Here is a 24,420-nt window from a genome sequence, read left to right as displayed (position 1 = left end):
CCCATGAATGCCGCAAAACGTCTGGAAATCTTCCGCAGACTGCACGAGGACAACCCGGAACCAAAGACCGAGCTGGCCTATTCCTCACCCTTCGAATTGCTGATCGCCGTGATTCTCTCGGCGCAGTCGACCGATGTGGGCGTCAACAAGGCCACGGCCAGGCTGTTCCCGGTCGCCAATACCCCGGCAGCGATCCATGCCCTGGGTGTCGAAGGGCTCTCGGAGTACATCAAGACCATCGGGCTGTACAACAGCAAAGCGAAAAACGTGATCGAAACCTGCCGCTTGCTGGTCGAGCGTCACGCCGGTGAAGTGCCACAAACCCGCGAAGAGCTGGAGGCACTGCCCGGCGTCGGCCGCAAGACCGCCAATGTGGTACTCAATACGGCATTCCGTCAGCTGACCATGGCCGTCGACACGCATATTTTCAGGGTCAGCAACCGGACGGGTATTGCTCCCGGCAAGAATGTGGTGGAAGTCGAGAAAAAACTGATGAAATTCGTGCCCAGGGAGTACCTGCTCGACTCCCATCACTGGCTGATTCTTCACGGCCGCTATGTCTGCCTGGCCCGCAAGCCCCGATGCGGAAGCTGCCGGATCGAGGACTTGTGCGAATACAAGCACAAAACCTCCGACGATTGAGGCGCTATTAGGTTTATTGAATTGTCGATTGAAAAAATCTTTTTTACCCGCAGGGAGATTGTCGATATAAGGAGCGCCAAAGGCCTTCTTAGCCTGGAGCAACTAAATGAGTACTGGCAAAGAGCAATTGGACGTAGAAGACGATTTCACCACCGCCGAAACCGATGACGCCGAGCCGGTGGTTGAAGTGGCGAAAACTAATCTGAGTAAACGCCGCACCATCGACAACCTGCTGGAGGAGCGCCGACTGCAAAAGCAATTGGCCGATTACGATTTTGATTTATGACACCTGAAAGCCTCCCGAAACGGAGGCTTTTTTTCTAAGTGCCATACCCCGGTAGGCGCCCCTTGTCGCGCAATTATGTCATCACACCAGACCATTGCGTTGTGCCAGCTCGATCAGATCGACCAGAGACCGCGCATTGAGCTTGAGCAACAGGCGGGTCTTGTAAGTACTGACTGTTTTATTGCTGAGAAACATTCCATCGGCAATCTCTTTATTGGTCTTTCCTCGGGCCAACTGTTGCAGGACCATCATTTCCCGCCCCGACAACCGATCAACCATATCGGCCTCACTGGCATTCCCCAAACTGCAACGCACGGTATGCAAGGCTTGATTAGGAAAGTAACTGTAACCTGACAACACGGCCTTTATTGCACTGAGCAACTCCGTGAGGTCTTGTTGCTTGCAGACGTAACCGGCTGCACCGGACTGCATGCAACGCATCGAAAAATGTCCCGGTGCCTGGGAAGTCAAGATCAGCACTTTCATCGGCATTGAGGCCGAAGACAAACGCGCGATGACTTCCAATCCGTCCAGCTTCGGAATCCCGATATCCAGAATGACAATGTCCGGCATAAGTTCACGGGCTAGTTGCAGTGCGTCCACACCATTATCGGTTTCTGCAATAACTTCGTAGCCATGACGCTCCATTAGCATACGTACCGCAAGACGAATGACGGGGTGATCATCCACGATCAGCACTTTATTCATGGGCAAGTCCAATTTTCGCTGTTCGAATTTTTAGAGCCCGCACAATAGCCTAGTCGTTTCACCCATGGCATGTCGCCCCTCCCGGCCACCCACACCAAGAGACATACCCTACAAACAACACGGATTTCTCCTACAAAAATCCCTCGAACGGAATGAATTGAAAACTGTATCAGCGTCAGTGTGTCGCACTTTCCAGCAGCCACCCCTGTCGATTTACGACCAAAATTTTCCGAGTACCAGCTTGATCGGCCGCGCCCTGAAAAACACTAGCCTCTACCTCTCCGTCAAAACGTAACTGATATTTACGTATTCAACACTCACACCGGAAATATCACACACCCAGCATCCATTTACTCTTACAGCAAATAATATTTTTTGAGCAATCATTAAAACATGCCAAAGACTCAAGAACCCTAAGAGCAATACAGCAAACAAATAATAACCCACCAAAAAACAGCAGACACTAAAAAACATTACAATAACCACTACATCAAACCAACCTCATAAACCACTCGAGAACAGACAATCCGACATGAGTACAAAACATGATAAACAAACGAGTCACCAACCCAATGACAATTATCGCGATATTCGCAGCGCTATCTGAAACTTCGGCAGCCGTCTCTCTACCCTTCCTTGATCAGGAGGAAAGAGAACTCTACGTCTGGTTCCTGATCAGCTTTCCGTTCTATTTAATTTTACTTTTTTTCGCGACACTCAACTTCAACTATAAATCACTTTATGCGCCTTCCGATTTTGAAAAGGGCAAGCACTTCATGAAGGTCATGGATGATGTTGGGCGTTCGGAAAAGAAAGCCTCCGCAAAGCCATCTGAAAACCCCGCACTGGAGACGTCAACAAATGACTGCCAGTCAACCCGAACGCCCTGTGGCGCACAGGACCCGCCAACCGGGATCGGTCTGCAAACCACCGTATCCGTCCAGCATCACCTTCAGCTGCCGGAACAGGTAAAAGACCTGTACATCGTCGATGTACGCTGGATGAACAGAGAGGTCGAGTTTGGAGCGCTGCTGGAAAAAATCCAGAGGCCACGGGAAAAGGCGGCGTATGTGATTGTGTTTGTCACTTGTGCCGTTTCGGAGAAATTACTGAAAGCCGGTGCGCATGAACATTCAAGGCAGGCCAGCAAGCGCAGTGACGCCTTTTATGTGGCCTACAATCCAGACTCGCACAGGCTGTCGGTCATTGATCAGGCCGAGCAACCGGCGAACAACAACGTTTAGTACAGGTCAGGCCATTGAGCAGGAGAAAAACAGGAAATCATCATCGGATACGAAAACACCCGACAACGCAGTAACTGGCGTCACACCCCGTTTTCAGGTACCTGACCTCGTCGAGGACGAGGCCAGGTAACCATCACGATTTCAAAGGTCTCAGAACAGCTTCCGGCCTTTGTTCGCCGCAATGCGCATGCGCAGGGCGTTGAGCTTGATGAAGCCCGCTGCATCCGCCTGGTTGTACGCGCCGCCATCTTCTTCGAAGGTCGCGATATTAGCGTCGAACAGCGAGTCGTCGGACTTGCGGCCAGTGACGATCACATTACCCTTGTACAGCTTCAGGCGCACAACGCCGTTCACGTTGACCTGGGACGCATCGATCATCTGTTGCAGCATCAGACGCTCAGGGCTCCACCAGTAGCCGGTGTAGATCAGGCTGGCGTACTTGGGCATCAGCTCGTCTTTGAGGTGAGCCACTTCGCGGTCCAGGGTGATCGATTCGATCGCACGGTGGGCACGCAGCATGATGGTACCGCCAGGGGTTTCGTAGCAACCACGGGACTTCATGCCCACGTAGCGGTTCTCGACGATGTCGAGACGGCCGATACCGTGCTCACCACCGATACGGTTCAGGGTCGCCAGCACGGTGGCCGGAGTCATTTCGACGCCGTCCAGCGCGACGATGTCGCCGTTGCGGTAGGTCAGTTCCAGGTACTGCGGCTTGTCTGGAGCGTTTTCCGGAGAAACGGTCCAACGCCACATGTCTTCTTCGTGCTCGGTCCAGGTGTCTTCCAGCACGCCGCCCTCATAGGAGATGTGCAGCAGGTTGGCATCCATGGAGTAAGGGGACTTCTTCTTGCCGTGGCGCTCGATCGGGATCGCGTGCTTATCGGCATAGTCCATCAGCTTTTCACGGGACAGCAGGTCCCATTCGCGCCACGGAGCGATCACTTTCACACCTGGCTTCAAGGCGTACGCACCGAGTTCGAAACGAACCTGGTCGTTACCCTTGCCGGTGGCGCCATGGGAAATGGCGTCTGCACCGGTTTCGTTGGCGATTTCGATCAGGCGCTTGGCGATCAGCGGACGAGCGATGGAAGTACCCAGCAGGTACTCGCCTTCGTAAACGGTGTTGGCGCGGAACATCGGGAAAACGAAATCGCGCACGAACTCTTCGCGCAAGTCGTCGATGTAGATCTCTTTGACGCCCATGGCCTGAGCCTTGGCGCGTGCAGGTTCGACCTCTTCGCCCTGCCCCAGGTCAGCGGTGAAGGTCACCACTTCACAGTTATAAGTATCCTGCAGCCACTTGAGGATCACCGAAGTGTCCAGGCCGCCGGAATACGCCAGAACGACCTTGTTTACGTCCGCCATGCCATCACTCCACGGGGTTCTACGGAAAGCCGGGAAGTCTACCGCTCATGCAGAATAATTTACAGTGGCGCGACAGCTTATGACGACGAAGCGACAGATTATGTCGAGAGGGCGACGATGACCAAAGAGTCAGGAAGTTGCCGATGTGGCCGCTTTCGTCGCTTGCGGGGCGACTTGTTCCACGGGTGCTCCGCGCTCCAGGCGTACCGCTACTCGACGGTTCTTCGCACGGTTGATGTTGTTGGTGTTAGGCGCCACCGGATAACGCTCGCCATGGAAACGCAGGGTGATTTGCGACTCCTGGATGCCGTTGGCCTTGAAGAACTCCATCACTGCCAGGGCTCGGCGCCGCGACAGGTCGCGGTTGGTCAGGCGGTTGCCGCTGTTGTCGGAGTGCCCGTCGAGTTCAATGTGATTGACCGTCGGATCGGCCTTCATGTACTCCAGCATCACCTGCAGTTTGGCTTTTGCGGTGCTGTCGAGTTCGATTCCGCCGCCGGGGAAGCCGATTTCGGATTGCTTCACCTGTTCGAAATTCTGTGGCAACAGTTTCGCCACACAACCCTGGTAGTCGGCAAACGCTTGGGTGAACCTGACCGGTAACAAGCGTACTTCCGACACCCGCCCATCCCCCGAAGAATGTCGAACCACCGGGCTGCGACCGTCCATCAGGCCACTGATCAGACGCCCGGCCTGAACCTGTGAGCTGTTGAACAATACGTTGCCACTGCCGATTCTCACCGTGCCCAGGTTGATATCGTCACGACCCGGCTGCCACGGCGCGGCAGCGGCCAGCAAGGTCGCCGAACCACCGCCGATCATCGGGTTGTAGGCTTTCAGACGAAACGTCGCCTGCTCGCCGGCACGACGCACGAACTCGCCAGAGCCGAAGTCGGTAACCGGCTGAGTCAGGCGGCATTCGAACTTGTCGCCTTCGACCGTCCACTCAATGTTCTCCAGACGTGTCTGGAAAGTGAGCGCCATCGCCGGAAGGCTGGCAAACACACTGAGCAAGGCTAAATAACGCTGGCGCACGGGAGGCTCCACTGGTTTCTACAACAAAAAGACCGACACACACATGTTTACGGCATACCTGTTGGATATCGGAAGCTTCCTGCAAAACTTGATAGCGAGTGCCTGCAAGAGTCTTTTCCGGTAGCATTCCCTTGAGTTTGACCCGCCTGGAATCCCCTCATGTCCGACCGCCTGACCCTGCTGCGTCCCGACGACTGGCATATTCATCTTCGCGATGGTGCCGTGTTGACCAATACCGTCGCGGATGTCGCGCGCACCTTTGGCCGCGCCATCATCATGCCCAACCTGGTTCCACCGGTGCGCAATGCGGCCGAAGCCGACGGCTATCGCCAGCGGATTCTCGCTGCCCGCCCGGCCGGCAGCCTGTTCGAGCCACTGATGGTCCTGTACCTGACCGACCGCACCCAGCCCGAAGAAATTCGCGAGGCCAAGGCCAGCGGATTCATTCACGCCGCCAAGTTGTACCCGGCCGGCGCGACCACCAACTCGGATTCTGGCGTCACCAGCATCGACAAGATCTTCCCTGCACTCGAGGCCATGGCCGAAGTCGGGATGCCGCTGTTGATCCACGGTGAGGTCACCCGGGGCGATGTCGACGTGTTCGACCGCGAAAAAATCTTCATCGACGAGCACATGCGTCGCGTGGTCGAGCGTTTCCCGGCCCTCAAAGTGGTCTTCGAACACATCACCACCGCCGATGCCGTGCAGTTCGTCAACTCGGCTTCGGCCAACGTGGGCGCGACCATTACCGCGCATCACCTGTTGTACAACCGCAACCACATGCTGGTGGGTGGGATCCGGCCGCACTTCTATTGCCTGCCGATCCTCAAGCGCAATACCCACCAGGAAGCCCTGCTCGACGCGGCCACCAGCGGCAGCGAGAAGTTCTTCCTCGGCACCGACTCGGCCCCCCACGCCCAGCACGCCAAGGAAGCGGCCTGCGGTTGCGCCGGTTGCTACACCGCCTATGCGGCCATCGAGATGTATGCCGAAGCCTTCGAACAGCGCAATGCGCTGGACAAGCTCGAGGCCTTTGCCAGCCTCAATGGCCCTCGGTTCTATGGCCTGCCGGCCAACACCGATCGCATCACCCTGGTCCGCGAAGAGTGGACCGCCCCGACCAGCCTGCCATTTGGCGAGCTGACCGTTATCCCGCTGCGCGCCGGTGAAAAACTGCGCTGGCGCCTGCTGGAGGAACACGCGTGAGTGAAGACCATTTCGACGACGAACTGGAAGGCAATGGCGGCGGAGGCGGCCCGCGTCATCCAATGGCGGCCAGGTTCCGTGGTTACCTGCCGGTAGTCGTCGACGTAGAAACCGGTGGCTTCAATTCGGCCACCGACGCCCTGCTGGAGATCGCCGCGACCACCATCGCCATGGATGAAAAGGGTTTTGTTTACCCCGATCACACCTACTTCTTCCGTGTCGAGCCGTTCGAAGGCGCGAACATCGAAGCGGCGGCCCTGGAGTTCACCGGGATCAAGCTTGATCACCCGCTGCGCATGGCCGTGAGTGAAGAGTCTGCCCTGAACGATATCTTCCGCGGCGTGCGCAAGGCCCTCAAGGCCAATGGCTGCAAACGGGCGATCCTGGTCGGGCATAACAGCAGCTTCGACCTGGGCTTCCTCAATGCGGCGGTTGCGCGGCTGGACATGAAGCGCAATCCATTCCATCCGTTCTCCAGTTTCGATACCGCAACGCTCGCCGGCCTCGCTTACGGCCAGACCGTGCTGGCCAAGGCTTGCCAGGCAGCAGACATCGACTTCGACGGTCGCGAGGCTCACTCGGCTCGCTATGACACCGAGAAGACGGCAGAGCTGTTCTGCGGCATCGTCAATCGCTGGAAACAGATGGGTGGCTGGGAAGATTTCGACGACTGAGTCGGTCCCGGTGTTATCCCGCCCATAAAAAAACCGGCCTCGATGGCCGGTTTTTTTGTACCTGCTTTTTATAGCTGGAGCGTGCGCCTTACAGAGCGGCAGCGTGCTCGGTCAGGTAAGCGGCAACGCCTTCTGGCGAAGCGTTCATGCCTTTGTCGCCTTTTTTCCAGTTGGCAGGGCAGACTTCGCCGTTCGCTTCGTGGAATTGCAGAGCGTCGACCAGACGGATCAGCTCTTCCATGTTACGGCCCAGCGGCAGGTCGTTGATGATCTGCGAACGGACAACACCCTTGTCGTCGATCAGGAACGCGCCACGGAAAGCCACGCCGTCAGCGGACTGAACGTCGTAGGCCTTCATGATGTCCTGCTTGATGTCGGCAGCCATGGTGTAGCGAACCTGGCCGATACCGCCATTGTTCACTGGAGTGTTGCGCCATGCGTTGTGGGTGAAGTGCGAGTCGATCGAAACAGCGATCACTTCAACGTTGCGGGCCTTGAAGTCAGACATGCGGTTGTCCAGAGCGATCAGCTCGGACGGGCAAACGAAGGTGAAGTCCAGTGGGTAGAAGAACACCAGGCCGTATTTGCCTTTGATCGCCGAGGACAGGGTGAAGCTGTCAACGATCTCGCCATTGCCGAGTACGGCCGGTACGGTGAAGTCAGGGGCTTGTTTGCCTACGAGTACGCTCATTGGATATCTCCTGGTGTAATAACGTGAGAAACAGGTTTCGCATCAGCCTGCCACCCTGAGGCGACAGCCCTGTGACACGATCCCCGGTCGCAAAAGACCGGCCATCATACACCGCGTGTTTGAGCTGGCTTAGCTGTTTTTCCCCGTACGATGAAATCGCCGACGGTTTTGTTTCACCGATTTGCCAGGTAGACCGTTCGTCAGCCATACCCTTTTATGACGAAAAGTGCCCTGAAACCACTTTGACAATCATTCTCGTTAACATTAAGATCCATCGCAATTGAGTCACAATCAGCGACGGTCCTTCCCTATGTATGTTTGCCTCTGCACTGGTGTCACCGACGGTCAAATCCGCGATGCGATCTATGAAGGATGCTGCAGCTACAAGGAAGTCCGTGTGGCCACCGGCGTTGCCAGCCAGTGCGGCAAATGTGCCTGCCTCGCCAAGGAAGTGGTCCGCGAGACCCTGACCAAGCTGCAAACGGCCCAGGCTGCGATTCCTTTTCCAGCAGAATTTACAGCCGCTTGAATATCGAATTTCAAAGAACCGGACATATGTCCGGTTTTTTTATGCCTCAAAATCAACTAGTTATGCCCTAGACGCGGAACACAAACATTCTTATTCCGATTAATTTTCATTTAAGTTTCAATAACTTAGGTTTGACACTATTAAATACCCGGCTCAAACTCAGCTCTATTGACAGCTAATACAGGGCAGGACCCCATCATGAAAGGCGACGTTACAGTCATCCAGCATCTCAACAAGATCCTTGCCAATGAGCTGGTCGCGATCAATCAATACTTCCTGCATGCGCGCATGTATGAAGATTGGGGCCTGAACAAGCTCGGCAAGCACGAGTACCACGAATCCATCGACGAGATGAAGCACGCGGACAAGCTGATCAAGCGCATCCTGTTCCTTGAAGGCCTGCCGAACGTCCAGGACCTGGGCAAGCTGCACATCGGCGAGCACACCAAGGAAATGCTGGAGTGCGACCTGCGTATCGAGAAAACCGGCCATGCCGATCTCAAAGCGGCTATCGCTCATTGCGAAAAAGTTGGCGACTTTGGTAGCCGTGAGCTGCTTGAAGATATCCTCGAGTCCGAAGAAGAACATATCGACTGGCTGGAAACCCAATTGGGCCTGATCGATAAAGTGGGTCTTGAGAACTACCTGCAATCGCAGATGGGCGAAGAGTAGGAGTTGCCGCAGGCTGCGATCCTGGCGATTACAGCGGCAACTATGCAGTAACTTTTCGAACTTGATAAAAAGCCCCGCACTCTTTCGAGTAGCGGGGCTTTTTATTGCTGGAGATCAAAAGATCGCAGCCTGCGGCAGCTCCTACAGGGGAGCCAAGGGAATCAGGCTTCGGTCTTTGGAGCAGCAGCCTTGGCGGCGGCGTCCTTGATCAGGCTCTGCAGCGAACCATCAGCAGCCATTTCAGTCATGATGTCGCTGCCGCCGACCAGCTCACCGCCGACCCACAGTTGCGGGAAGGTTGGCCAGTTGGCGTATTTAGGCAGGTTGGCGCGGATTTCCGGGTTCTGCAGGATGTCCACGTACGCAAACTTTTCGCCACATGCCATCACGGCCTGCGCGGCTTTCGCGGAGAAGCCGCACTGCGGGGCATTCGGCGAGCCTTTCATGTAAAGCAGAATGGTGTTGTTGGCAATCTGCTCTTTAATCGTTTCGATGATATCCATGGAGCACCTCGACTGAACTTTCCGACTCATGGGTCGGCACGGTGGCGCATTGTAACGGAAAGCCGAGCGCCCTGCTCGGTCTCTCCGTCTGACTGATTCAAGCCGCCGCCACGGTCACCGGCACACCATTGAGTGCAGCATTTCCCGACAACTCGTCAAGCTGGCAGTCGTCGGTCAGATCGTTGGCGCTCGATCCCGGCTGGCTGCTGGCAATCGTCATTTGCACGCCCGGCCGCGCGTGTCCCCAGCCGTGAGGCAGGCTGACCACACCTTTCATCATGTCCAGACTGCCAAGCACTTCGACTTCGATCACGCCCACCCGCGAGCTGACCCGAACACGCTGTCCGTCGCTGAGCCCGCGACTGGCCAGGTCGTCCGGATGCATCAGCAACTGGTGACGTGGCTTGCCTTTCACCAACCGATGATAGTTATGCATCCATGAGTTGTTGCTGCGTACATGCCGGCGGCCAATCATCAACAACTCGTCGGCAGCCGGCGCCTGTAAGGCCGCGAAGCGCGCAAGGTCAGCGAGAATCGCGGCCGGTGCGGCCTGGATGCGTTGATTGGAAGTCTTCAGGCGGGGCGTCAGGTTAGGCTTGAGCGCGCCCAGATCGACGCCATGGGGATGATCGAACAAGGTCGCCAGAGACAGCTTGTGCTCTGAGTTGTCACCGTACATTCCCATGCGCAGGCCACGATCGATCATTTGCGCCGGGGCAATGGTGGGCTTCAATTCTTTGCCGGTCCTGGCGGCAAATGCCTTGGCCAGGCCGACGAAAATCTCCCAGTCGTGCAAGGCACCTTCGGGCTTGGCGAGGATGGCGCGGTTGAAACGGCTGACGTTGCGCACCGCGAACAGGTTGAACGTGGTGTCGTAATGATCGTTTTCCAGCGCCGATGTGGACGGCAGGATCAGGTCGGCGTAACGCGTGGTTTCATTGATGTACAGGTCGATACTGACCATGAACTCCAGCCCGTCCAGCGCCTGCTCAAGCTTTCGGCCATTGGGTGTGGACAGTACCGGATTGCCTGCCACGGTGATCAACGCGCGGACTTGCCCTTCCCCTTCGGTGAGCATCTCCTCGGCCAGCGCCGAGACAGGTAGTTCTCCGGCGTACTCCGGACGCCCGGAGACCCGGCTCTGCCACAGATTGAAATGCCCGCCCGAAGTCGTCGCCACCAGGTCCACTGCTGGCTCCGTACACAGGGCACCACCCACGCGGTCGAGATTGCCGGTGACCAGGTTGATCAACTGCACCACCCAGTGACACAGCGTACCGAAGGCTTGGGTCGAAACGCCCATGCGGCCATAGCAGACAGCACTGGGCGCCGCGGCAAAGTCCCGCGCCAACTGGCGGATCTGTTCGGCCGGCACGGCGCACAACGGGCTCATGGCCTCGGCGGTGAACGGCGCGACGGCCTCCCGCACGTCCTCAAGGCCGTCCACCGGCAGATGGCTGTCGCGGGTCAGACCTTCAGCGAACAAGGTATTGAGCAGGCCGAACAACAGCGCGGCATCCCCCCCCGGGCGCACGAACAAGTGCTGGTCGGCAATCGCCGCCGTCTCACTACGACGCGGATCGACTACCACCACTTTGCCGCCACGGGCCTGTATCGCCTTCAAGCGTTTTTCCACATCCGGCACGGTCATGATGCTGCCATTCGAAGCCAGCGGGTTGCCGCCCAGTATCAGCATGAAATCGGTGTGATCGATGTCCGGGATCGGCAACAGCAAACCGTGGCCGTACATCAAATGACTGGTCAGGTGATGGGGCAATTGATCGACCGAGGTGGCGGAAAACCGGTTGCGGGTTTTCAGCGGGCCAAGGAAGTAATTGCTGTGGGTCATCAGCCCGTAATTGTGCACGCTCGGGTTGCCCTGATAGACCGCCACGGCGTTTTGCCCGTGATGCTCCTGAATGGCGGCGAGACGATCGGCGACCAGATTGAATGCCGTTTCCCACTCGATGGGCTGCCATTCATTACCCACTCGCCGCATCGGTTGACGCAGGCGATCCGGATCGCTCTGTATGTCTTGCAACGCCACGGCCTTGGGGCAGATGTGCCCACGGCTGAACGTATCCTGGGGGTCGCCCTTGATCGAAGTGATCTGGACGTTACCGCCTTCGACCTCGGTGGTTTCGATGGTCAGGCCACAGATGGCTTCGCACAAATGGCAAGCACGGTGATGGAGAGTCTTGGTCATGGCCAGTCTCTGTCTTGTTTTGGGCGGGCAACGTTGGCCGCGGAAACAAAACTATGGCGCCAGAGCCGCCGCCACGCCAGCGACGTTCATCTTGTGAATCGAGGGTTATCAGGCCAGCCGATGGCCGTCCGGGTTCAGTTCGAAGGCAGCCTGGGCGGCGCTTGCAACTGGATTTCCTGAAGGGTTTGAATCGGCCCGTGAGGGCCATGCACTCCGGTCAGCTCGCCGATCAGGCGCCAGTGCTCGTCGAGCCCGGCGCTGATGAATGATAGGTCAGAAACCGACTGTCAGCGCACCATTGCCGCCCAGCCTGATTGCCAAGCCCCGAGGGGCCGGTGTACAAATGAACCGCTGCTATCAGGAAACAGGCTTCAAAAGCGCTACCTCGGTAAACCCGTAGCACCTCTGAAACTCCCTAAAAACTGTAGCCCTATTGGTAAGACGCGACATTTAATTATAAGATCGCGCCTTCCCCTATTTCGTCGCCCCGTGCGGCTTACGCCGCAGGTCTCGCCCGTTGTTCCGTTAAACAAGGCTTTGAGCATCTGCGGTTTGTAGCAAAAGGTAGTCAATGATGAGCGCAAGGCACTTTCTCTCCCTGATGGATTGCACGCCCGAAGAGCTGGTCAGCGTGATCCGTCGAGGCGTTGAGCTCAAGGACCTGCGTAACCGCGGCGTACTGTTCGAGCCTCTGAAAAACCGCGTGCTCGGGATGATTTTCGAGAAATCCTCGACCCGTACCCGGATCTCCTTCGAAGCCGGCATGATCCAGCTCGGTGGCCAGGCGATCTTTCTGTCGCCCCGTGACACCCAACTGGGCCGTGGCGAGCCGATCGGCGACGCCGCCATTGTCATGTCGAGCATGCTTGATGCGGTGATGATCCGTACGTTTTCCCACAGCACCCTGACCGAATTCGCCGCCAATTCGCGCGTCCCGCTGATCAATGGCCTGTCCGATGACCTGCACCCGTGCCAGTTGCTGGCAGACATGCAGACCTTCCTCGAACACCGCGGCTCCATCCAGGGCAAGACCGTGGCCTGGATCGGCGACGGCAACAACATGTGCAACAGCTATATAGAAGCGGCGATCCAGTTCGACTTCCAGTTGCGCGTTGCCTGTCCGGAAGGCTACGAGCCCAACCCGGTGTTCCTGGCCAAGGCCGGCGATCGGGTCACCATCGTTCGCGATCCGAAGGAAGCCGTGCGTGGTGCGCATCTTGTGAGCACCGACGTCTGGACCTCCATGGGCCAGGAAGAGGAAACCGCCAAGCGCCTGCAACTGTTCGCACCGTATCAGGTCAACCGCGCCCTGCTCGATCTGGCCGCTGAGGACGTGCTGTTCATGCACTGCCTGCCGGCGCACCGTGGCGAGGAAATCAGTGTCGACCTGCTCGACGACCCGCGCTCCGTGGCCTGGGATCAAGCCGAAAACCGTCTACATGCGCAAAAGGCCTTGCTCGAATTCCTCGTTCCGCCTTCGTACCATCACGCATGAGCCAGCCATTACTGCTTAACCTGCGCAACCTCGCCTGCGGCTATCAAGACCAGCGCGTGGTGCAGAACCTCAACCTGCACCTGAACGCAGGCGACATCGGTTGCCTGCTGGGCTCTTCGGGCTGCGGCAAGACCACCACCCTGCGGGCGATTGCCGGTTTCGAACCCGTTCACGAAGGCGAAATCCAGTTGGCTGGCGAGACCATCTCCAGCGCCGGTTTCACCCTCGCGCCGGAGAAACGTCGTATCGGCATGGTGTTCCAGGACTACGCGCTGTTTCCGCATTTGAGCGTGGCCGACAACATCGCCTTCGGCATTCGCAAGCATCCGCAAAAGGATCGCGTGACCGAAGAACTGCTGGAACTGGTCAACCTGAAGAACCTCGGCAAGCGTTTCCCCCACGAGCTTTCCGGTGGTCAGCAGCAACGTGTCGCCCTGGCCCGCGCCCTGGCGCCAGAACCGCAACTGCTGCTGCTCGACGAACCGTTCTCCAACCTTGATGGCGAATTGCGCCGCAAGCTCAGCCATGAAGTACGCGACATCCTCAAGGCCCGTGGCACCAGCGCGATTCTGGTGACTCACGACCAGGAAGAAGCCTTCGCGGTCAGCGACCACGTTGGCGTGTTCAAGGAAGGTCGCCTGGAACAGTGGGATACGCCCTACAACCTGTATCACGAACCCCTGACACCCTTTGTCGCGAGTTTCATCGGCCAGGGCTATTTCATTCGCGGTCAGTTGAGCAGCCCCGAGTCGGTGCAAACCGAGCTGGGTGAGTTGCGCGGCAATCGGGCCTACACCTGGCCGGTAGGCGGCGCCGTGGACGTGCTGCTGCGCCCGGACGATATCGTCTATGCGCCGGACAGCGCACTGAAGGCGCGAATTTCCGGCAAGACGTTCCTGGGTGCATCGACCCTGTATCGATTGCAACTGCCGACTGGCGCACAGCTGGAATCGATCTTCCCGAGCCATGTCGATCGTCAGGTTGGAGCGCAAGTGGGTATTCGTGTCGCGGCTGAACACCTGGTGCTGTTCCAGGCTTCCGGCAGCACGGCGGCGCAGATTCCGGTGGCTGAATCCGGTGTCCGCCGCTACAGCACCGCCAACTGATACACACGAAACAATTGTGGGAGCGGGCTTGCTCGCGAAGGCGGTGTGTCAGCCAATGATGATGTTGACTGACAGTCCGCATTCGCGAGCAAGCCCGCTCCCACACTGGATTTGCGTTAACCCAGCATCAGCGTTCCGCTTGCTACGAGCGTCGCATGCCCGCCGATCTTCACCCGATCGCCTTCCAGTTGGCAGAACAACGCCCCACCCCGCGCCGAACGCTGAAAAGCCGTCAGGCTCGATTTACCCAAACGCTTTGACCAGTACGGAATCAGAAGGCAATGGGTCGATCCGGTGACCGGATCTTCGTTGATGCCGATTGCCGGCGCGAAATAACGGGACACGAAATCGTGCTGCTCGCCCCGCGCCGTCACGATGGCGCCCAGCCATGGCAGTTTCGCCAGGGCCACCATGTCCGGCTTGCAGTCGAGCACGGCTTGCTCGGACTCCAGCACCACGAATAGCTCATTCGAAGCCAGCACCTCGACAGCTTTCACGCCCAGTGCACGCTCGATGTCCGGGATTACGTTCACCGGCGACGCAGTGATCGCCGGGAAATCCAGCCACAGGCGCCCACCTTCACGGGTCACGCTCAACGGGCCGGACTTGCAGGTGAAGTCCAGTCGCTCGACGGGCTCTTTATAGATCTCGAACAGCACATGGGCGCTAGCCAGCGTCGCGTGACCGCACAATGGCACCTCGGTGGTCGGCGTAAACCAACGGATGTGCCAGCCCTGCCCTTCACGCACGACAAACGCCGTCTCGGCGAGGTTGTGCTCAGCGGCAATCTTTTGCATCAGCTCATCGGCGAGCCAGGTATCGAGCCGATAGACCATTGCCGGATTGCCGCTGAATGACTGATTGCTGAACGCGTCGACCTGATGAAACTCAAGCTGCATAACCTTCTCCCTTTGTCAGACCGTCGAGCATGCCGCGCTGGCCCAACTGGCACCAGTGACAGAGCAGGCTGATTTTCACCATACAGAGCTGCACCCGCTTAGAGGCTCACGCACGGCCGATATCGGCAAACTTCGCCTGGGTGTGTTCGGCCAGCACTGCTGGTGCCAGCTCGACTTCCAGCCCACGTCGACCCGCACTGACAAAAATGCTGGCGAAGGGCTGGGCCGAATTATCAATGAAGGTACGCAAACGCTTTTTCTGCCCCAGCGGACTGATCCCGCCCAACAGATATCCAGTGGAGCGCTGCGCCGCTGCAGGGTCGGCCATTTCGACCTTTTTCACGCCCGCGGCGTGGGCCAGTCCTTTCAAGTCCAGGCTGCCGACAACCGGCACCACGGCCACCAGCAACTCGCCCTTTTCACTGGCCGCCAGCAAGGTCTTGAACACCTGAGCCGGATCGAGCCCGAGTTTTTCCGCCGCTTCCAATCCGTAGGAGGCGGCCTTCGGGTCATGTTCGTAACTGTGTACGCGATGTTCGGCCCGAACCTTTTTCAACAAATCCAATGCGGGGGTCATGACAGCTCCAGACTGGGCGACAGTAGAAAAATACTGCGCCCGATTCTAGGACATTGATCATTAAAAGGCTCTACGGCGGCGTATCCATAACGCCATTGCCTGGCCATCCCATTCCTCAACAACCCGTTCATTCATACAGCGAATAGTTTTTTTGTGACCGACGGTTCACTTTCGACCTTTGACAGCAGCGTTTCTTGTCTATATTTTTTCGTTTATGAAACTGCACGAAACGTCCTACCGCTGCACCCAGCAGTAAACCGCGACCAGGATGGGGATCCTGCCTCGGCGAAAAACGCGCTCCGACCATGATGGAAAAAAGCGCCAGACAACAAAAAAAAAAGAGGTTTCAATGACAATTGCTTTACAACAACCGTCGCTCTCGAGCCAATGCATGGCCGAGTTCCTGGGTACGGCGCTGCTGATTTTTTTTGGTACAGGTTGTGTTGCCGCGCTCAAGGTCGCGGGTGCCAGTTTTGGCTTGTGGGAAATCAGCATTATCTGGGGCGTCGGCGTCAGCATGGCGATCTACCTTACCGCCGGAGTTTCCGGTGCTCATCTGAACCCCGCCGTCAGCATTGCCCTGAGCATTTTCGCGGACTTCGAAAAACGTAAATTGCCTTTCTACGTACTCGCCCAGGTGGCGGGCGCCTTCTGTGGAGCGTTGTTGGTCTACACCCTCTACAGCAATCTATTTTTCGAATTCGAACAAACACACCATATGGTACGCGGCACTCAAGCCAGCCTTGAGTTGGCCTCCGTGTTCTCCACCTTTCCGAATCCTGTGCTGACCACCGCCCAGGCATTTCTGGTCGAGGTGATCATCACGGCCATCCTGATGGGCGTGATCATGTCCCTGACCGATGACAATAATGGCCTGCCCAAAGGCCCGTTGGCACCGCTGCTGATCGGCCTGCTGATTGCAGTGATCGGCAGTTCGATGGGACCGCTGACCGGTTTTGCCATGAACCCTGCGCGGGACTTCGGTCCGAAACTGATGACTTTCTTCGCTGGCTGGGGTGAAATTTCCTTCACCGGCGGACGCGATATCCCGTATTTCCTGATTCCTGTTTTTGCACCGATTGTCGGTGCCTGCCTCGGTGCCGCCGCCTATCGCGGGTTGATTGCCCGCCATCTGCCCAGCGCCGTACCTGCTACAAAGGATGCAACAGCTGCCATTGACGGCAAACCCAGAACTTCTTGATACCGTTGGCGCGTGCCACTGCCCTTTGATCGCGCGCCAGACCTCACTCCCTTATTTCGTCCAAGGCAATCGACATGACCGACACACAGAATAAGAACTACATCATTGCCCTCGATCAGGGTACGACCAGCTCCCGCGCAATCATTTTCGATCGCGACGCGAACGTGGTCTGCACCGCCCAACGGGAGTTCGCGCAGCATTACCCGCAAGCCGGTTGGGTCGAACACGATCCGATGGAAATCTTCGCCACCCAAAGCGCCGTGATGGTCGAGGCCCTGGCGCAAGCCGGCCTGCACCACGACCAGGTGGCAGCCATCGGCATCACCAACCAGCGCGAAACCACCGTGGTCTGGGACAAGAACACCGGCCGCCCGATCTACAACGCGATCGTCTGGCAGTGCCGCCGCAGCACCGAGATCTGCCAGCAACTCAAGCGCGATGGCCACGAGCAATACATCAGCGACACCACCGGCCTGGTCACCGACCCATATTTCTCCGGCACCAAGCTCAAGTGGATCCTCGACAACGTCGAAGGCAGCCGCGAACGCGCGCGCAACGGTGAGCTGCTGTTCGGCACGGTCGACAGCTGGCTGATCTGGAAATTTACCGGCGGCAAGGTGCATGTCACCGACTACACCAACGCTTCGCGCACCATGCTCTTCAACATCCACACCCTGGAGTGGGACGCGAAGATGCTGGAAGTGCTGGATATTCCGCGCGAAATGCTTCCGGAAGTTAAATCGTCCTCGGAAATTTATGGCCGCACCAAAAGCGGAATCGCCATCGGCGGCATCGCTGGCGACCAGCAAGCCGCCCTGTTCGGCCAGATGTGCGTCGAGCCAGGCCAGGCGAAAAACACCTACGGCACTGGCTGCTTCCTGTTGATGAACACCGGCGACAAAGCGGTGAAATCCCGACACGGCATGCTCACCACCATCGCTTGCGGCCCACGTGGCGAAGTCGCTTACGCGCTGGAAGGCGCAGTGTTCAACGGCGGGTCTACCGTGCAGTGGCTGCGTGACGAACTGAAAATCATCAACGACGCCCACGACACCGAATACTTCGCCAACAAGGTCAAGGACAGCAACGGCGTGTACCTGGTGCCGGCCTTTACCGGTCTTGGCGCTCCCTATTGGGACCCGTACGCCCGTGGCGCACTGTTCGGCCTGACCCGCGGCGTACGCGTGGATCACATCATTCGTGCCGCGCTGGAGTCGATTGCCTACCAGACCCGCGACGTGCTCGACGCCATGCAGCAGGACTCCGGCGAACGCCTCAAGGCCCTGCGCGTGGATGGCGGCGCTGTGGCCAACAACTTCCTCATGCAGTTCCAGGCCGACATCCTCGGCACGCAGGTCGAGCGTCCGCAAATGCGCGAAACCACGGCACTGGGCGCGGCTTACCTGGCAGGCCTGGCCTGTGGCTTCTGGGGCAGCCTGGAAGAGTTGCGCGGCAAGGCCGTGATCGAGCGCCAGTTCGAGCCGACGCTGGATGAAGCGGCGAAGGAAAAACTCTACGCTGGGTGGAAAAAAGCGGTCAGCCGTACTCGCAATTGGGCGGCTGAAGACGAGGCTGAATAAGCTAACTCCAGCCCCCGTATCTGTATGTAACTGGTAGGGAGGGGATTCCTGCGGCATCATGGGCAAATTTTGCACGGCAGCCCAAAGGACGCCCCATGAATCTGCCTCCCCGTCAGCAGCAAATCCTCGAACTGGTCCGCGAACGCGGCTATGTCAGCATCGAGGAAATGGCCACCCTGTTCGTAGTAACCCCGCAGACCATTCGCCGCGACATCAATCAGCTCGCGGAAGCCAATTTGTTGCGTCGCTACCACGGCGGCGCGGCTTACGACTCCAGCGTTGAAAACACCGCCTACGCCATGCGCGCCGATCAGATGCGCGATGAAAAACAGCGTATCGGCGAAGCCATTGCCGCGCAGATTCCCGACCATGCCTCGTTGTTCATCAATATCGGCACGACCACCGAATCCATTGCCCGGGCACTGCTCAACCACAGCCACCTGAAGATCATCACCAACAACCTGCACGTCGCCTCCATGCTCAGCGCCAAGGACGATTTCGATGTCCTGCTGACCGGCGGCAACGTGCGGCGCGATGGTGGCGTGGTGGGTCAGGCCAGTGTCGACTTCATCAATCAGTTCAAGGTCGACTTCGCCCTGGTCGGCATCAGCGGCATCGATGAAGACGGCAGCCTGCTGGACTTCGACTATCAGGAAGTGCGGGTATCCCAGGCGATCATCGCCAATGCCCGGCAAGTGATCCTCGCGGCCGACTCCAGCAAGTTCGGGCGCAACGCCATGATTCGCTTGGGGCCGATCAGCCTGGTCGATTGCCTGGTCACCGATCAGCAGCCTTCCCCGGCGCTGGCGCAGTTGTTGAACCAGCACAAGGTTCGGCTGGAAGTCGTTTAACCCCTTCCCAGTCTTAAAAGATCGCCCCGCGCTCGGGCGATCTTTTGCTTTTATGTTCGTAAATTTTCCTTTAACCGCCCTTCGATGAGTATTTTCAATCGAAGCTGACTGGCTGTGCGCGTCTTTATGGGCTAGTATTTTCGAAAATGAACATTAATGTTCGAATTCAAATACAGAACATCAAAGAATTCCGAGGCCGTGCCGATGCCCACTTCCACCTTGCCTACGCCCCCTCTCGCCGAGGTCTACGATATCGCCGTCATCGGTGGCGGGATCAATGGCGTGGGGATCGCAGCGGATGCCGCCGGTCGCGGTCTTTCGGTGTTCCTTTGTGAAAAGGATGACCTGGCCAGCCATACCTCGTCGGCCAGCAGCAAGCTGATCCACGGCGGCCTGCGCTACCTCGAACATTACGAATTCCGCCTGGTGCGCGAAGCCCTGGCCGAACGTGAAGTGCTGTTGGCGAAGGCTCCGCACATCGTCAAGCAAATGCGTTTCGTGTTGCCGCACCGCCCGCACCTGCGCCCTGCCTGGATGATTCGTGCCGGTCTGTTCCTCTATGACAACCTGGGCAAGCGCGAGCAACTGCAAGGTTCGAAAAGCCTGAAGTTCGGCCCCGACAGCGCGCTCAAAAGCGAGATCACCAAGGGCTTCGAATACTCAGATTGCTGGGTCGATGACGCGCGCCTGGTGGTGTTGAACGCCATGGCCGCCAGGGAAAAAGGCGCCCACGTTCATACCCAGACCCGCTGCGTCAGCGCACGCCGCACCAAGGGTCTGTGGCACCTGCACCTGGAACGCGCCGACGGCAGCCTGTTTTCGATCCGCGCCAAGGCACTGGTGAACGCGGCCGGGCCATGGGTCGCCAGGTTCATTCGTGATGACTTGAAGATGGAGTCGCCATACGGCATCCGCCTGATCCAGGGCAGCCACCTGATCGTGCCGAAACTGTACGAAGGCGAACACGCGCACATCCTGCAAAACGAAGATCAGCGCATCGTGTTCACCATTCCGTACCTGAATCACTTCACCCTGATCGGCACCACCGACCGCGAATACACCGGCGATCCGGCGAAAGTGGCAATTACCGACGGCGAAACCGATTACCTGTTGAACGTGGTCAACGCCCATTTCAAAAAGCAAATTAGCCGCGACGACATTCTGCACAGCTATTCAGGTGTGCGTCCGCTGTGCAACGACGAGTCCGACAACCCGTCGGCCGTGACCCGCGATTACACCCTGGCGCTGTCTGGCACTGGCGAAGAGGCTCCGTTGCTGTCGGTGTTCGGCGGCAAGCTCACCACCTATCGCAAACTGGCCGAGTCGGCACTGGCGCAACTGGCACCCTACTTCAAGCACATCAAGCCAAGCTGGACCGCCAGCGCCACGCTGCCGGGCGGTGAAGACATGACCACCCCGCAAGCCTTGAGCTCGCGTATCCGCGACAAATTCGACTGGGTACCGAGCGAGATCGCGCGCCGCTGGGCCACCACCTACGGCAGCCGTACCTGGCGCATGCTCGAAGGCGTACAGGACCTCGGCGATATGGGAGAGCACATCGGCGGCGGTCTCTACACCCGCGAAGTCGACTATCTGTGCAGCGAAGAATGGGCCACCAGCGCCCACGACATCCTCTGGCGTCGCAGCAAGCTCGGCTTGTTCACGACGACGGCCGAACAGGAAAAGCTCAAGGGCTACCTGAGCCAGGTCGAACAGAACCGCAGCAAGATCGAAGCGGCCTGATCGGTCACCGGCATAAACAAAAGCCCCTGAATCTCGCGACTCAGGGGCTTTTTCGTATCGATGGATTTCAGTCGCGCAAATCCGATTCATGAATCGGCTGCTCACGGTGAGTCGCCCGCTGATACTGCGCCGGCCATACAGCCTTGTGCCCGCCCAGATCGTCATCCGCGTGCAGCGCCCAGTACGGATCGCGCAACAACTCACGAGCGAGGAAGATGATGTCCGCCTGACAGGTGCGCAGGATGTGCTCGGCCTGGGCCGGCTCGGTGATCATGCCGACCGTACCGGTGGCCATGCCCGACTCCTTGCGCACCCGCTCGGCGAAGCGGGTCTGGTAACCCGGCCCTGTGGGAATCTCCGCATTCACCGCCGTCCCGCCCGACGAGACGTCGATCAGGTCGACCCCCAGGGCCTTGAGGCGTCGTGCCAGCCCCACGGTTTCATCGGGGTTCCAGCCGTCTTCCACCCAGTCGGTGGCCGATACCCGGACAAACACCGGCAACTCTTCAGGCCACACCGCACGCACCGCTTCGGTGACTTGCAGCACCAGCCGAATGCGATTTTCGAACGAACCGCCATATTGATCGCGACGCTGATTGCTCAACGGCGACAGGAACTGATGCAGCAGGTAGCCATGGGCCGCATGCACTTCGACCACCTTGAAACCGGCCGTCAGTGAGCGCTTTGCCGCATCGACAAAGGCCTGGATGACCTTGGCGATCTCGCCGTCATCGAGTTGCCTGGGTTGGGTGTGCTGTGGATCGAATGCAATCGGTGAAGGGCCGACCGGCACCCAGCCGCCTTCATCGGGCTTGACGCTGCCATGCTTGCCGAGCCACGGCCGGTAGGTGCTTGCCTTACGCCCGGCATGAGCCAGCTGAATGCCGGCAACGGCGCCCTGGGCGGTGATAAAGCGGGTGATACGTTGCAGGGGTTCGATCTGTTCGTCATTCCAAAGACCGAGGTCCTCGGCCGTGATACGCCCGTCGGCGGTGACCGCCGTGGCTTCGGTAAACACCAGCCCGGCCCCGCCGACAGCGCGGCTGCCGAGGTGGACAAGGTGCCAGTCATTGGCCAGGCCATCGGCACTGGAGTACTGGCACATCGGCGATACCGCGATGCGGTTGGGCAGGGTCAATTGGCGAAGGGTAAAGGGTTCAAGCAGCAGACTCATGGGGCACCTCTCGAATCAGTGGGCAGGCTCCAGGTTCTGTTTGAATAGTCGACGAGTGACAGGAAAAAGGTACAACACCCGCCCCCGCGGGCAAAAAATTCGACAAGACGTCACAAGGCCAAAATCAAGCAGTGCTTAGAGCCTAGTCGACATCGGAGATCAGTGGAGGGTTCAAGAAAAGATCGCAGCCTTCGGCAGCTCCTACAGGTGTACGTCATGCCTTTGTAGGAGCTGCCGAAGGCTGCGATCTTTTGATCTTTAACGCACTATCGCGGTTCGATGTGGGCAATCATCAATTGAACCGTCTCGTTGCCACGAAACTCGTTGAGGTCGAGCTTGTAGGCCAGTTCCACCCACTTGATGGTCGGATTCGGCCAGATGTCGCGGTCGATCCCGAAGGCAATGCCGTCGAGTTTCACCGAACCACACTCACTTTTGAGCACGACTTTAAGGTGCCGCTCGCCAACGACACGCTGCTCGACCAACTGGAATACCCCATGAAACAACGGCTCCGGGAAGTGCTGACCCCAAGGGCCGGCATGCCGCAGGGCACGTGCCAGTTCCAGGTGGAACTCTTCCACCGCCAGGGTGCCGTCCGACAACAGACGGCCCGTCAGGTCTTCTTCGCGCAGTTGCCGGCGCACTTCAGCGTCGAAGGCTTCGGCGAACAAGGGGAAATTCGCTTCCGGCAGCGTCAGGCCGGCCGCCATCGCGTGCCCACCGTATTTGGTGATCAGATTCGGATGCTGCGCCGCCACCACGCTCAAGGCGTCGCGGATGTGAAAGCCCTGGACCGAACGCCCCGAGCCCTTGAGCAAACCATCCCCGGCATCGGCAAAGGCGATGGTCGGGCGGAAATAGCGCTCTTTCATCCGTGACGCGAGGATACCGATGACCCCCTGGTGCCACTCGGGATCGAACAGGCACAAGCCGAACGGCATCGACTCCACCGGCAGATCCTTGAGCTGTGCCAGCGCTTCGCGCTGCATGCCTTGTTCGATGGATTTGCGATCCTGGTTCATGCCGTCCAGTTGCGCCGCCATCTCACGGGCCAGACCGGCGTCTTCGGTCAGCAGGCACTCGATGCCCAGGCTCATATCGTCAAGGCGCCCTGCAGCGTTCAGGCGTGGCCCGACAATGAAACCCAGGTCAGTGGAGGTGATGCGCGCATGATCGCGCTTGGCCACTTCCAGGATCGCCTTGATCCCCGGCCGGGCACGTCCGGCGCGAATCCGTTCCAGGCCCTGATGCACCAGAATCCGGTTGTTGGCATCCAGCGGCACCACATCGGCCACGCTGCCCAGAGCCACCAGGTCGAGCAGTTCGCCGATATTCGGCTGCGGCGTGCTTGTGTACCAGCCCAGCTCGCGCAGCCGCGCGCGCAGGGCCATCAGCACGTAGAAAATCACTCCGACGCCGGCCAGCGCCTTGCTCGGAAACTCGCAACCGGGCTGGTTCGGATTGACGATGGCATCGGCCAGCGGCAGTTCGTCACCGGGCAAGTGGTGATCGGTGACGAGCACCTTGAGCCCGGCCTTTTTCGCCGCTGCCACGCCTTCGACGCTGGAGATGCCGTTGTCGACGGTAATCAGTAAATGCGGCTGACGCTCGAGCGCCACCGCGACGATTTCCGGCGTCAGGCCGTAGCCGTAGTCGAATCGGTTGGGCACCAGGTAATCGACATGTGCCGCACCCAGCAAACGCAGGCCCAGCGTGCCCACGGTACTGGCCGTCGCGCCGTCGGCATCGAAGTCGCCGACGATCAGGATGCGCTGACGCTGCTCAAGTGCCGTGACCAGCAAATCCACCGCCGCATCGATGCCCTTGAGTTGCTGGAACGGAATCAACCGCGCCAGGCTCTTGTCCAGTTCCGCCTCGGACAGCACGCCCCGAGCCGCGTACAGGCGGGTCAACAGCGGCGGAATATCACCGAGGAATGGCAGGGTGTCGGGCAGCTGGCGAGGTTCGATGCGCATGGGGTGAAAGATGCTTCTCTTCAATACGTAGGATAAGACCGGGTGACGCGGTGC

At 58.5% G+C, this 24,420-nt stretch carries 23 protein-coding genes; 13 read left to right on the top strand and 10 right to left on the bottom strand.

Annotated features, from left to right (window positions below):
* Positions 1 to 3 precede the first annotated feature (3 nt).
* Both nth and ACM6G4_RS21880 read left to right on the top strand, forming a co-directional pair.
* On the top strand, positions 4 to 642 hold the full coding sequence (gene nth / locus ACM6G4_RS21885) for an endonuclease III (RefSeq protein WP_008053529.1): 639 nt from the start codon (positions 4 to 6) through the stop codon (positions 640 to 642).
* Between the two features lie 106 nt (positions 643 to 748).
* Positions 749 to 928, top strand: a complete 180-nt coding sequence (locus tag ACM6G4_RS21880; protein ID WP_007972325.1) for a PA3496 family putative envelope integrity protein — start codon at positions 749 to 751, stop codon at positions 926 to 928.
* Positions 929 to 1,009: 81 nt separating this feature from the next.
* On the opposite strand, the gene ACM6G4_RS21875 is transcribed toward ACM6G4_RS21880, so the two are convergent.
* A complete protein-coding gene (locus ACM6G4_RS21875) occupies positions 1,010 to 1,636 on the bottom strand; it encodes a response regulator transcription factor (protein WP_056726139.1) in 627 nt (208 codons plus the stop codon).
* A gap of 545 nt (positions 1,637 to 2,181) precedes the next feature.
* Between ACM6G4_RS21875 and ACM6G4_RS21870 the strand changes: the two genes are divergently transcribed.
* Positions 2,182 to 2,880, top strand: coding sequence for a hypothetical protein (locus tag ACM6G4_RS21870; RefSeq protein WP_223541838.1), 699 nt, complete (start codon positions 2,182 to 2,184; stop codon positions 2,878 to 2,880).
* Between the two features lie 150 nt (positions 2,881 to 3,030).
* Here ACM6G4_RS21870 and ACM6G4_RS21865 read toward each other — a convergent pair whose 3' ends face one another.
* Complete coding sequence (locus ACM6G4_RS21865) at positions 3,031 to 4,248, bottom strand: argininosuccinate synthase (protein WP_007985864.1); 1,218 nt, start codon at positions 4,246 to 4,248, stop codon at positions 3,031 to 3,033.
* A 129-nt stretch (positions 4,249 to 4,377) separates the two neighbouring features.
* On the bottom strand, positions 4,378 to 5,283 hold the full coding sequence (locus ACM6G4_RS21860; protein ID WP_409078396.1) for a flagellar protein MotY: 906 nt from the start codon (positions 5,281 to 5,283) through the stop codon (positions 4,378 to 4,380).
* A 159-nt stretch (positions 5,284 to 5,442) separates the two neighbouring features.
* Between ACM6G4_RS21860 and pyrC the strand changes: the two genes are divergently transcribed.
* Together pyrC and rnt are read left to right on the top strand one after the other, a co-directional pair.
* Positions 5,443 to 6,489 carry a dihydroorotase gene (pyrC, locus tag ACM6G4_RS21855; RefSeq protein WP_056726142.1) on the top strand — a complete coding sequence of 349 codons (1,047 nt, stop codon included), beginning with the start codon at positions 5,443 to 5,445 and terminating at the stop codon, positions 6,487 to 6,489.
* Positions 6,486 to 7,163 carry a ribonuclease T gene (gene rnt / locus ACM6G4_RS21850; protein WP_046043606.1) on the top strand — a complete coding sequence of 226 codons (678 nt, stop codon included), beginning with the start codon at positions 6,486 to 6,488 and terminating at the stop codon, positions 7,161 to 7,163. Before pyrC ends, rnt begins: the two co-directional genes overlap by 4 nt.
* Positions 7,164 to 7,251: 88 nt before the next feature.
* On the opposite strand, the gene ACM6G4_RS21845 is transcribed toward rnt, so the two are convergent.
* Positions 7,252 to 7,854 (bottom strand): peroxiredoxin, encoded by a 603-nt coding sequence (locus ACM6G4_RS21845; RefSeq protein WP_056726143.1) that lies wholly within the window; start codon positions 7,852 to 7,854, stop codon positions 7,252 to 7,254.
* A 310-nt stretch (positions 7,855 to 8,164) separates the two neighbouring features.
* Here ACM6G4_RS21845 and ACM6G4_RS21840 point away from each other — a divergent pair, with 310 nt between their 5' ends.
* A complete protein-coding gene (locus tag ACM6G4_RS21840) occupies positions 8,165 to 8,383 on the top strand; it encodes a bacterioferritin-associated ferredoxin (protein ID WP_008053520.1) in 219 nt (72 codons plus the stop codon).
* A 198-nt stretch (positions 8,384 to 8,581) separates the two neighbouring features.
* The gene (bfr, locus tag ACM6G4_RS21835) at positions 8,582 to 9,055 is read left to right on the top strand and encodes a bacterioferritin (protein ID WP_056726144.1); all 474 of its coding nucleotides are present in this window, start codon (positions 8,582 to 8,584) and stop codon (positions 9,053 to 9,055) included.
* Between the two features lie 161 nt (positions 9,056 to 9,216).
* Here the strand turns inward: bfr and grxD are convergent, their stop codons facing one another.
* A complete protein-coding gene (gene grxD, locus ACM6G4_RS21830) occupies positions 9,217 to 9,558 on the bottom strand; it encodes a Grx4 family monothiol glutaredoxin (RefSeq protein ID WP_046042012.1) in 342 nt (113 codons plus the stop codon).
* A 97-nt stretch (positions 9,559 to 9,655) separates the two neighbouring features.
* Complete coding sequence (locus ACM6G4_RS21825) at positions 9,656 to 11,764, bottom strand: molybdopterin oxidoreductase family protein (RefSeq protein WP_414914607.1); 2,109 nt, start codon at positions 11,762 to 11,764, stop codon at positions 9,656 to 9,658.
* 574 nt (positions 11,765 to 12,338) lie between these two features.
* On the opposite strand from ACM6G4_RS21825, the gene argF reads away from it, so the two are divergent.
* Complete coding sequence (gene argF / locus ACM6G4_RS21820) at positions 12,339 to 13,259, top strand: ornithine carbamoyltransferase (protein WP_032829900.1); 921 nt, start codon at positions 12,339 to 12,341, stop codon at positions 13,257 to 13,259.
* Positions 13,256 to 14,365 (top strand): ABC transporter ATP-binding protein, encoded by a 1,110-nt coding sequence (locus ACM6G4_RS21815; RefSeq protein ID WP_056726146.1) that lies wholly within the window; start codon positions 13,256 to 13,258, stop codon positions 14,363 to 14,365. The genes argF and ACM6G4_RS21815 overlap by 4 nt, the downstream gene beginning before the upstream one ends.
* A 116-nt stretch (positions 14,366 to 14,481) precedes the next feature.
* Here ACM6G4_RS21815 and ACM6G4_RS21810 read toward each other — a convergent pair whose 3' ends face one another.
* Both ACM6G4_RS21810 and ybaK read right to left on the bottom strand, forming a co-directional pair.
* Positions 14,482 to 15,264, bottom strand: coding sequence for a PhzF family phenazine biosynthesis protein (locus ACM6G4_RS21810; protein ID WP_414914606.1), 783 nt, complete (start codon positions 15,262 to 15,264; stop codon positions 14,482 to 14,484).
* A 106-nt stretch (positions 15,265 to 15,370) separates the two neighbouring features.
* Entirely contained in the window at positions 15,371 to 15,841 is a 471-nt protein-coding gene (gene ybaK, locus ACM6G4_RS21805; protein ID WP_007971306.1) for a Cys-tRNA(Pro) deacylase, read from the bottom strand.
* 349 nt (positions 15,842 to 16,190) lie between these two features.
* Here ybaK and ACM6G4_RS21800 point away from each other — a divergent pair, with 349 nt between their 5' ends.
* The 4 genes from ACM6G4_RS21800 to glpD all read left to right on the top strand — a co-directional run bounded on the left by ACM6G4_RS21800 (position 16,191) and on the right by glpD (position 21,216).
* Positions 16,191 to 17,042: an MIP/aquaporin family protein gene (locus tag ACM6G4_RS21800; RefSeq protein ID WP_056726148.1), complete on the top strand. Its 852-nt coding sequence runs from the start codon at positions 16,191 to 16,193 to the stop codon at positions 17,040 to 17,042.
* 74 nt (positions 17,043 to 17,116) lie between these two features.
* Positions 17,117 to 18,622 (top strand): glycerol kinase GlpK, encoded by a 1,506-nt coding sequence (gene glpK, locus ACM6G4_RS21795; RefSeq protein WP_414914605.1) that lies wholly within the window; start codon positions 17,117 to 17,119, stop codon positions 18,620 to 18,622.
* A 95-nt stretch (positions 18,623 to 18,717) separates the two neighbouring features.
* Positions 18,718 to 19,473 (top strand): DeoR/GlpR family transcriptional regulator, encoded by a 756-nt coding sequence (locus ACM6G4_RS21790; RefSeq protein ID WP_007971301.1) that lies wholly within the window; start codon positions 18,718 to 18,720, stop codon positions 19,471 to 19,473.
* Between the two features lie 204 nt (positions 19,474 to 19,677).
* Positions 19,678 to 21,216, top strand: a complete 1,539-nt coding sequence (gene glpD / locus ACM6G4_RS21785; protein ID WP_414914604.1) for a glycerol-3-phosphate dehydrogenase — start codon at positions 19,678 to 19,680, stop codon at positions 21,214 to 21,216.
* A gap of 67 nt (positions 21,217 to 21,283) precedes the next feature.
* Here glpD and ACM6G4_RS21780 read toward each other — a convergent pair whose 3' ends face one another.
* Together ACM6G4_RS21780 and recJ are read right to left on the bottom strand one after the other, a co-directional pair.
* The gene (locus ACM6G4_RS21780) at positions 21,284 to 22,390 is read right to left on the bottom strand and encodes an NADH:flavin oxidoreductase/NADH oxidase (RefSeq protein ID WP_414914603.1); all 1,107 of its coding nucleotides are present in this window, start codon (positions 22,388 to 22,390) and stop codon (positions 21,284 to 21,286) included.
* A 266-nt stretch (positions 22,391 to 22,656) separates the two neighbouring features.
* Positions 22,657 to 24,366: a single-stranded-DNA-specific exonuclease RecJ gene (recJ, locus tag ACM6G4_RS21775; protein ID WP_409078398.1), complete on the bottom strand. Its 1,710-nt coding sequence runs from the start codon at positions 24,364 to 24,366 to the stop codon at positions 22,657 to 22,659.
* Positions 24,367 to 24,420 lie beyond the last annotated feature (54 nt).

The organism is Pseudomonas sp. IT-P258 (assembly GCF_949767825.1).
GTDB classification, from domain to species: Bacteria; Pseudomonadota; Gammaproteobacteria; order Pseudomonadales; family Pseudomonadaceae; genus Aquipseudomonas; species Aquipseudomonas monachiensis.
This window is presented reverse-complemented; position numbering and strand designations above follow the sequence as displayed.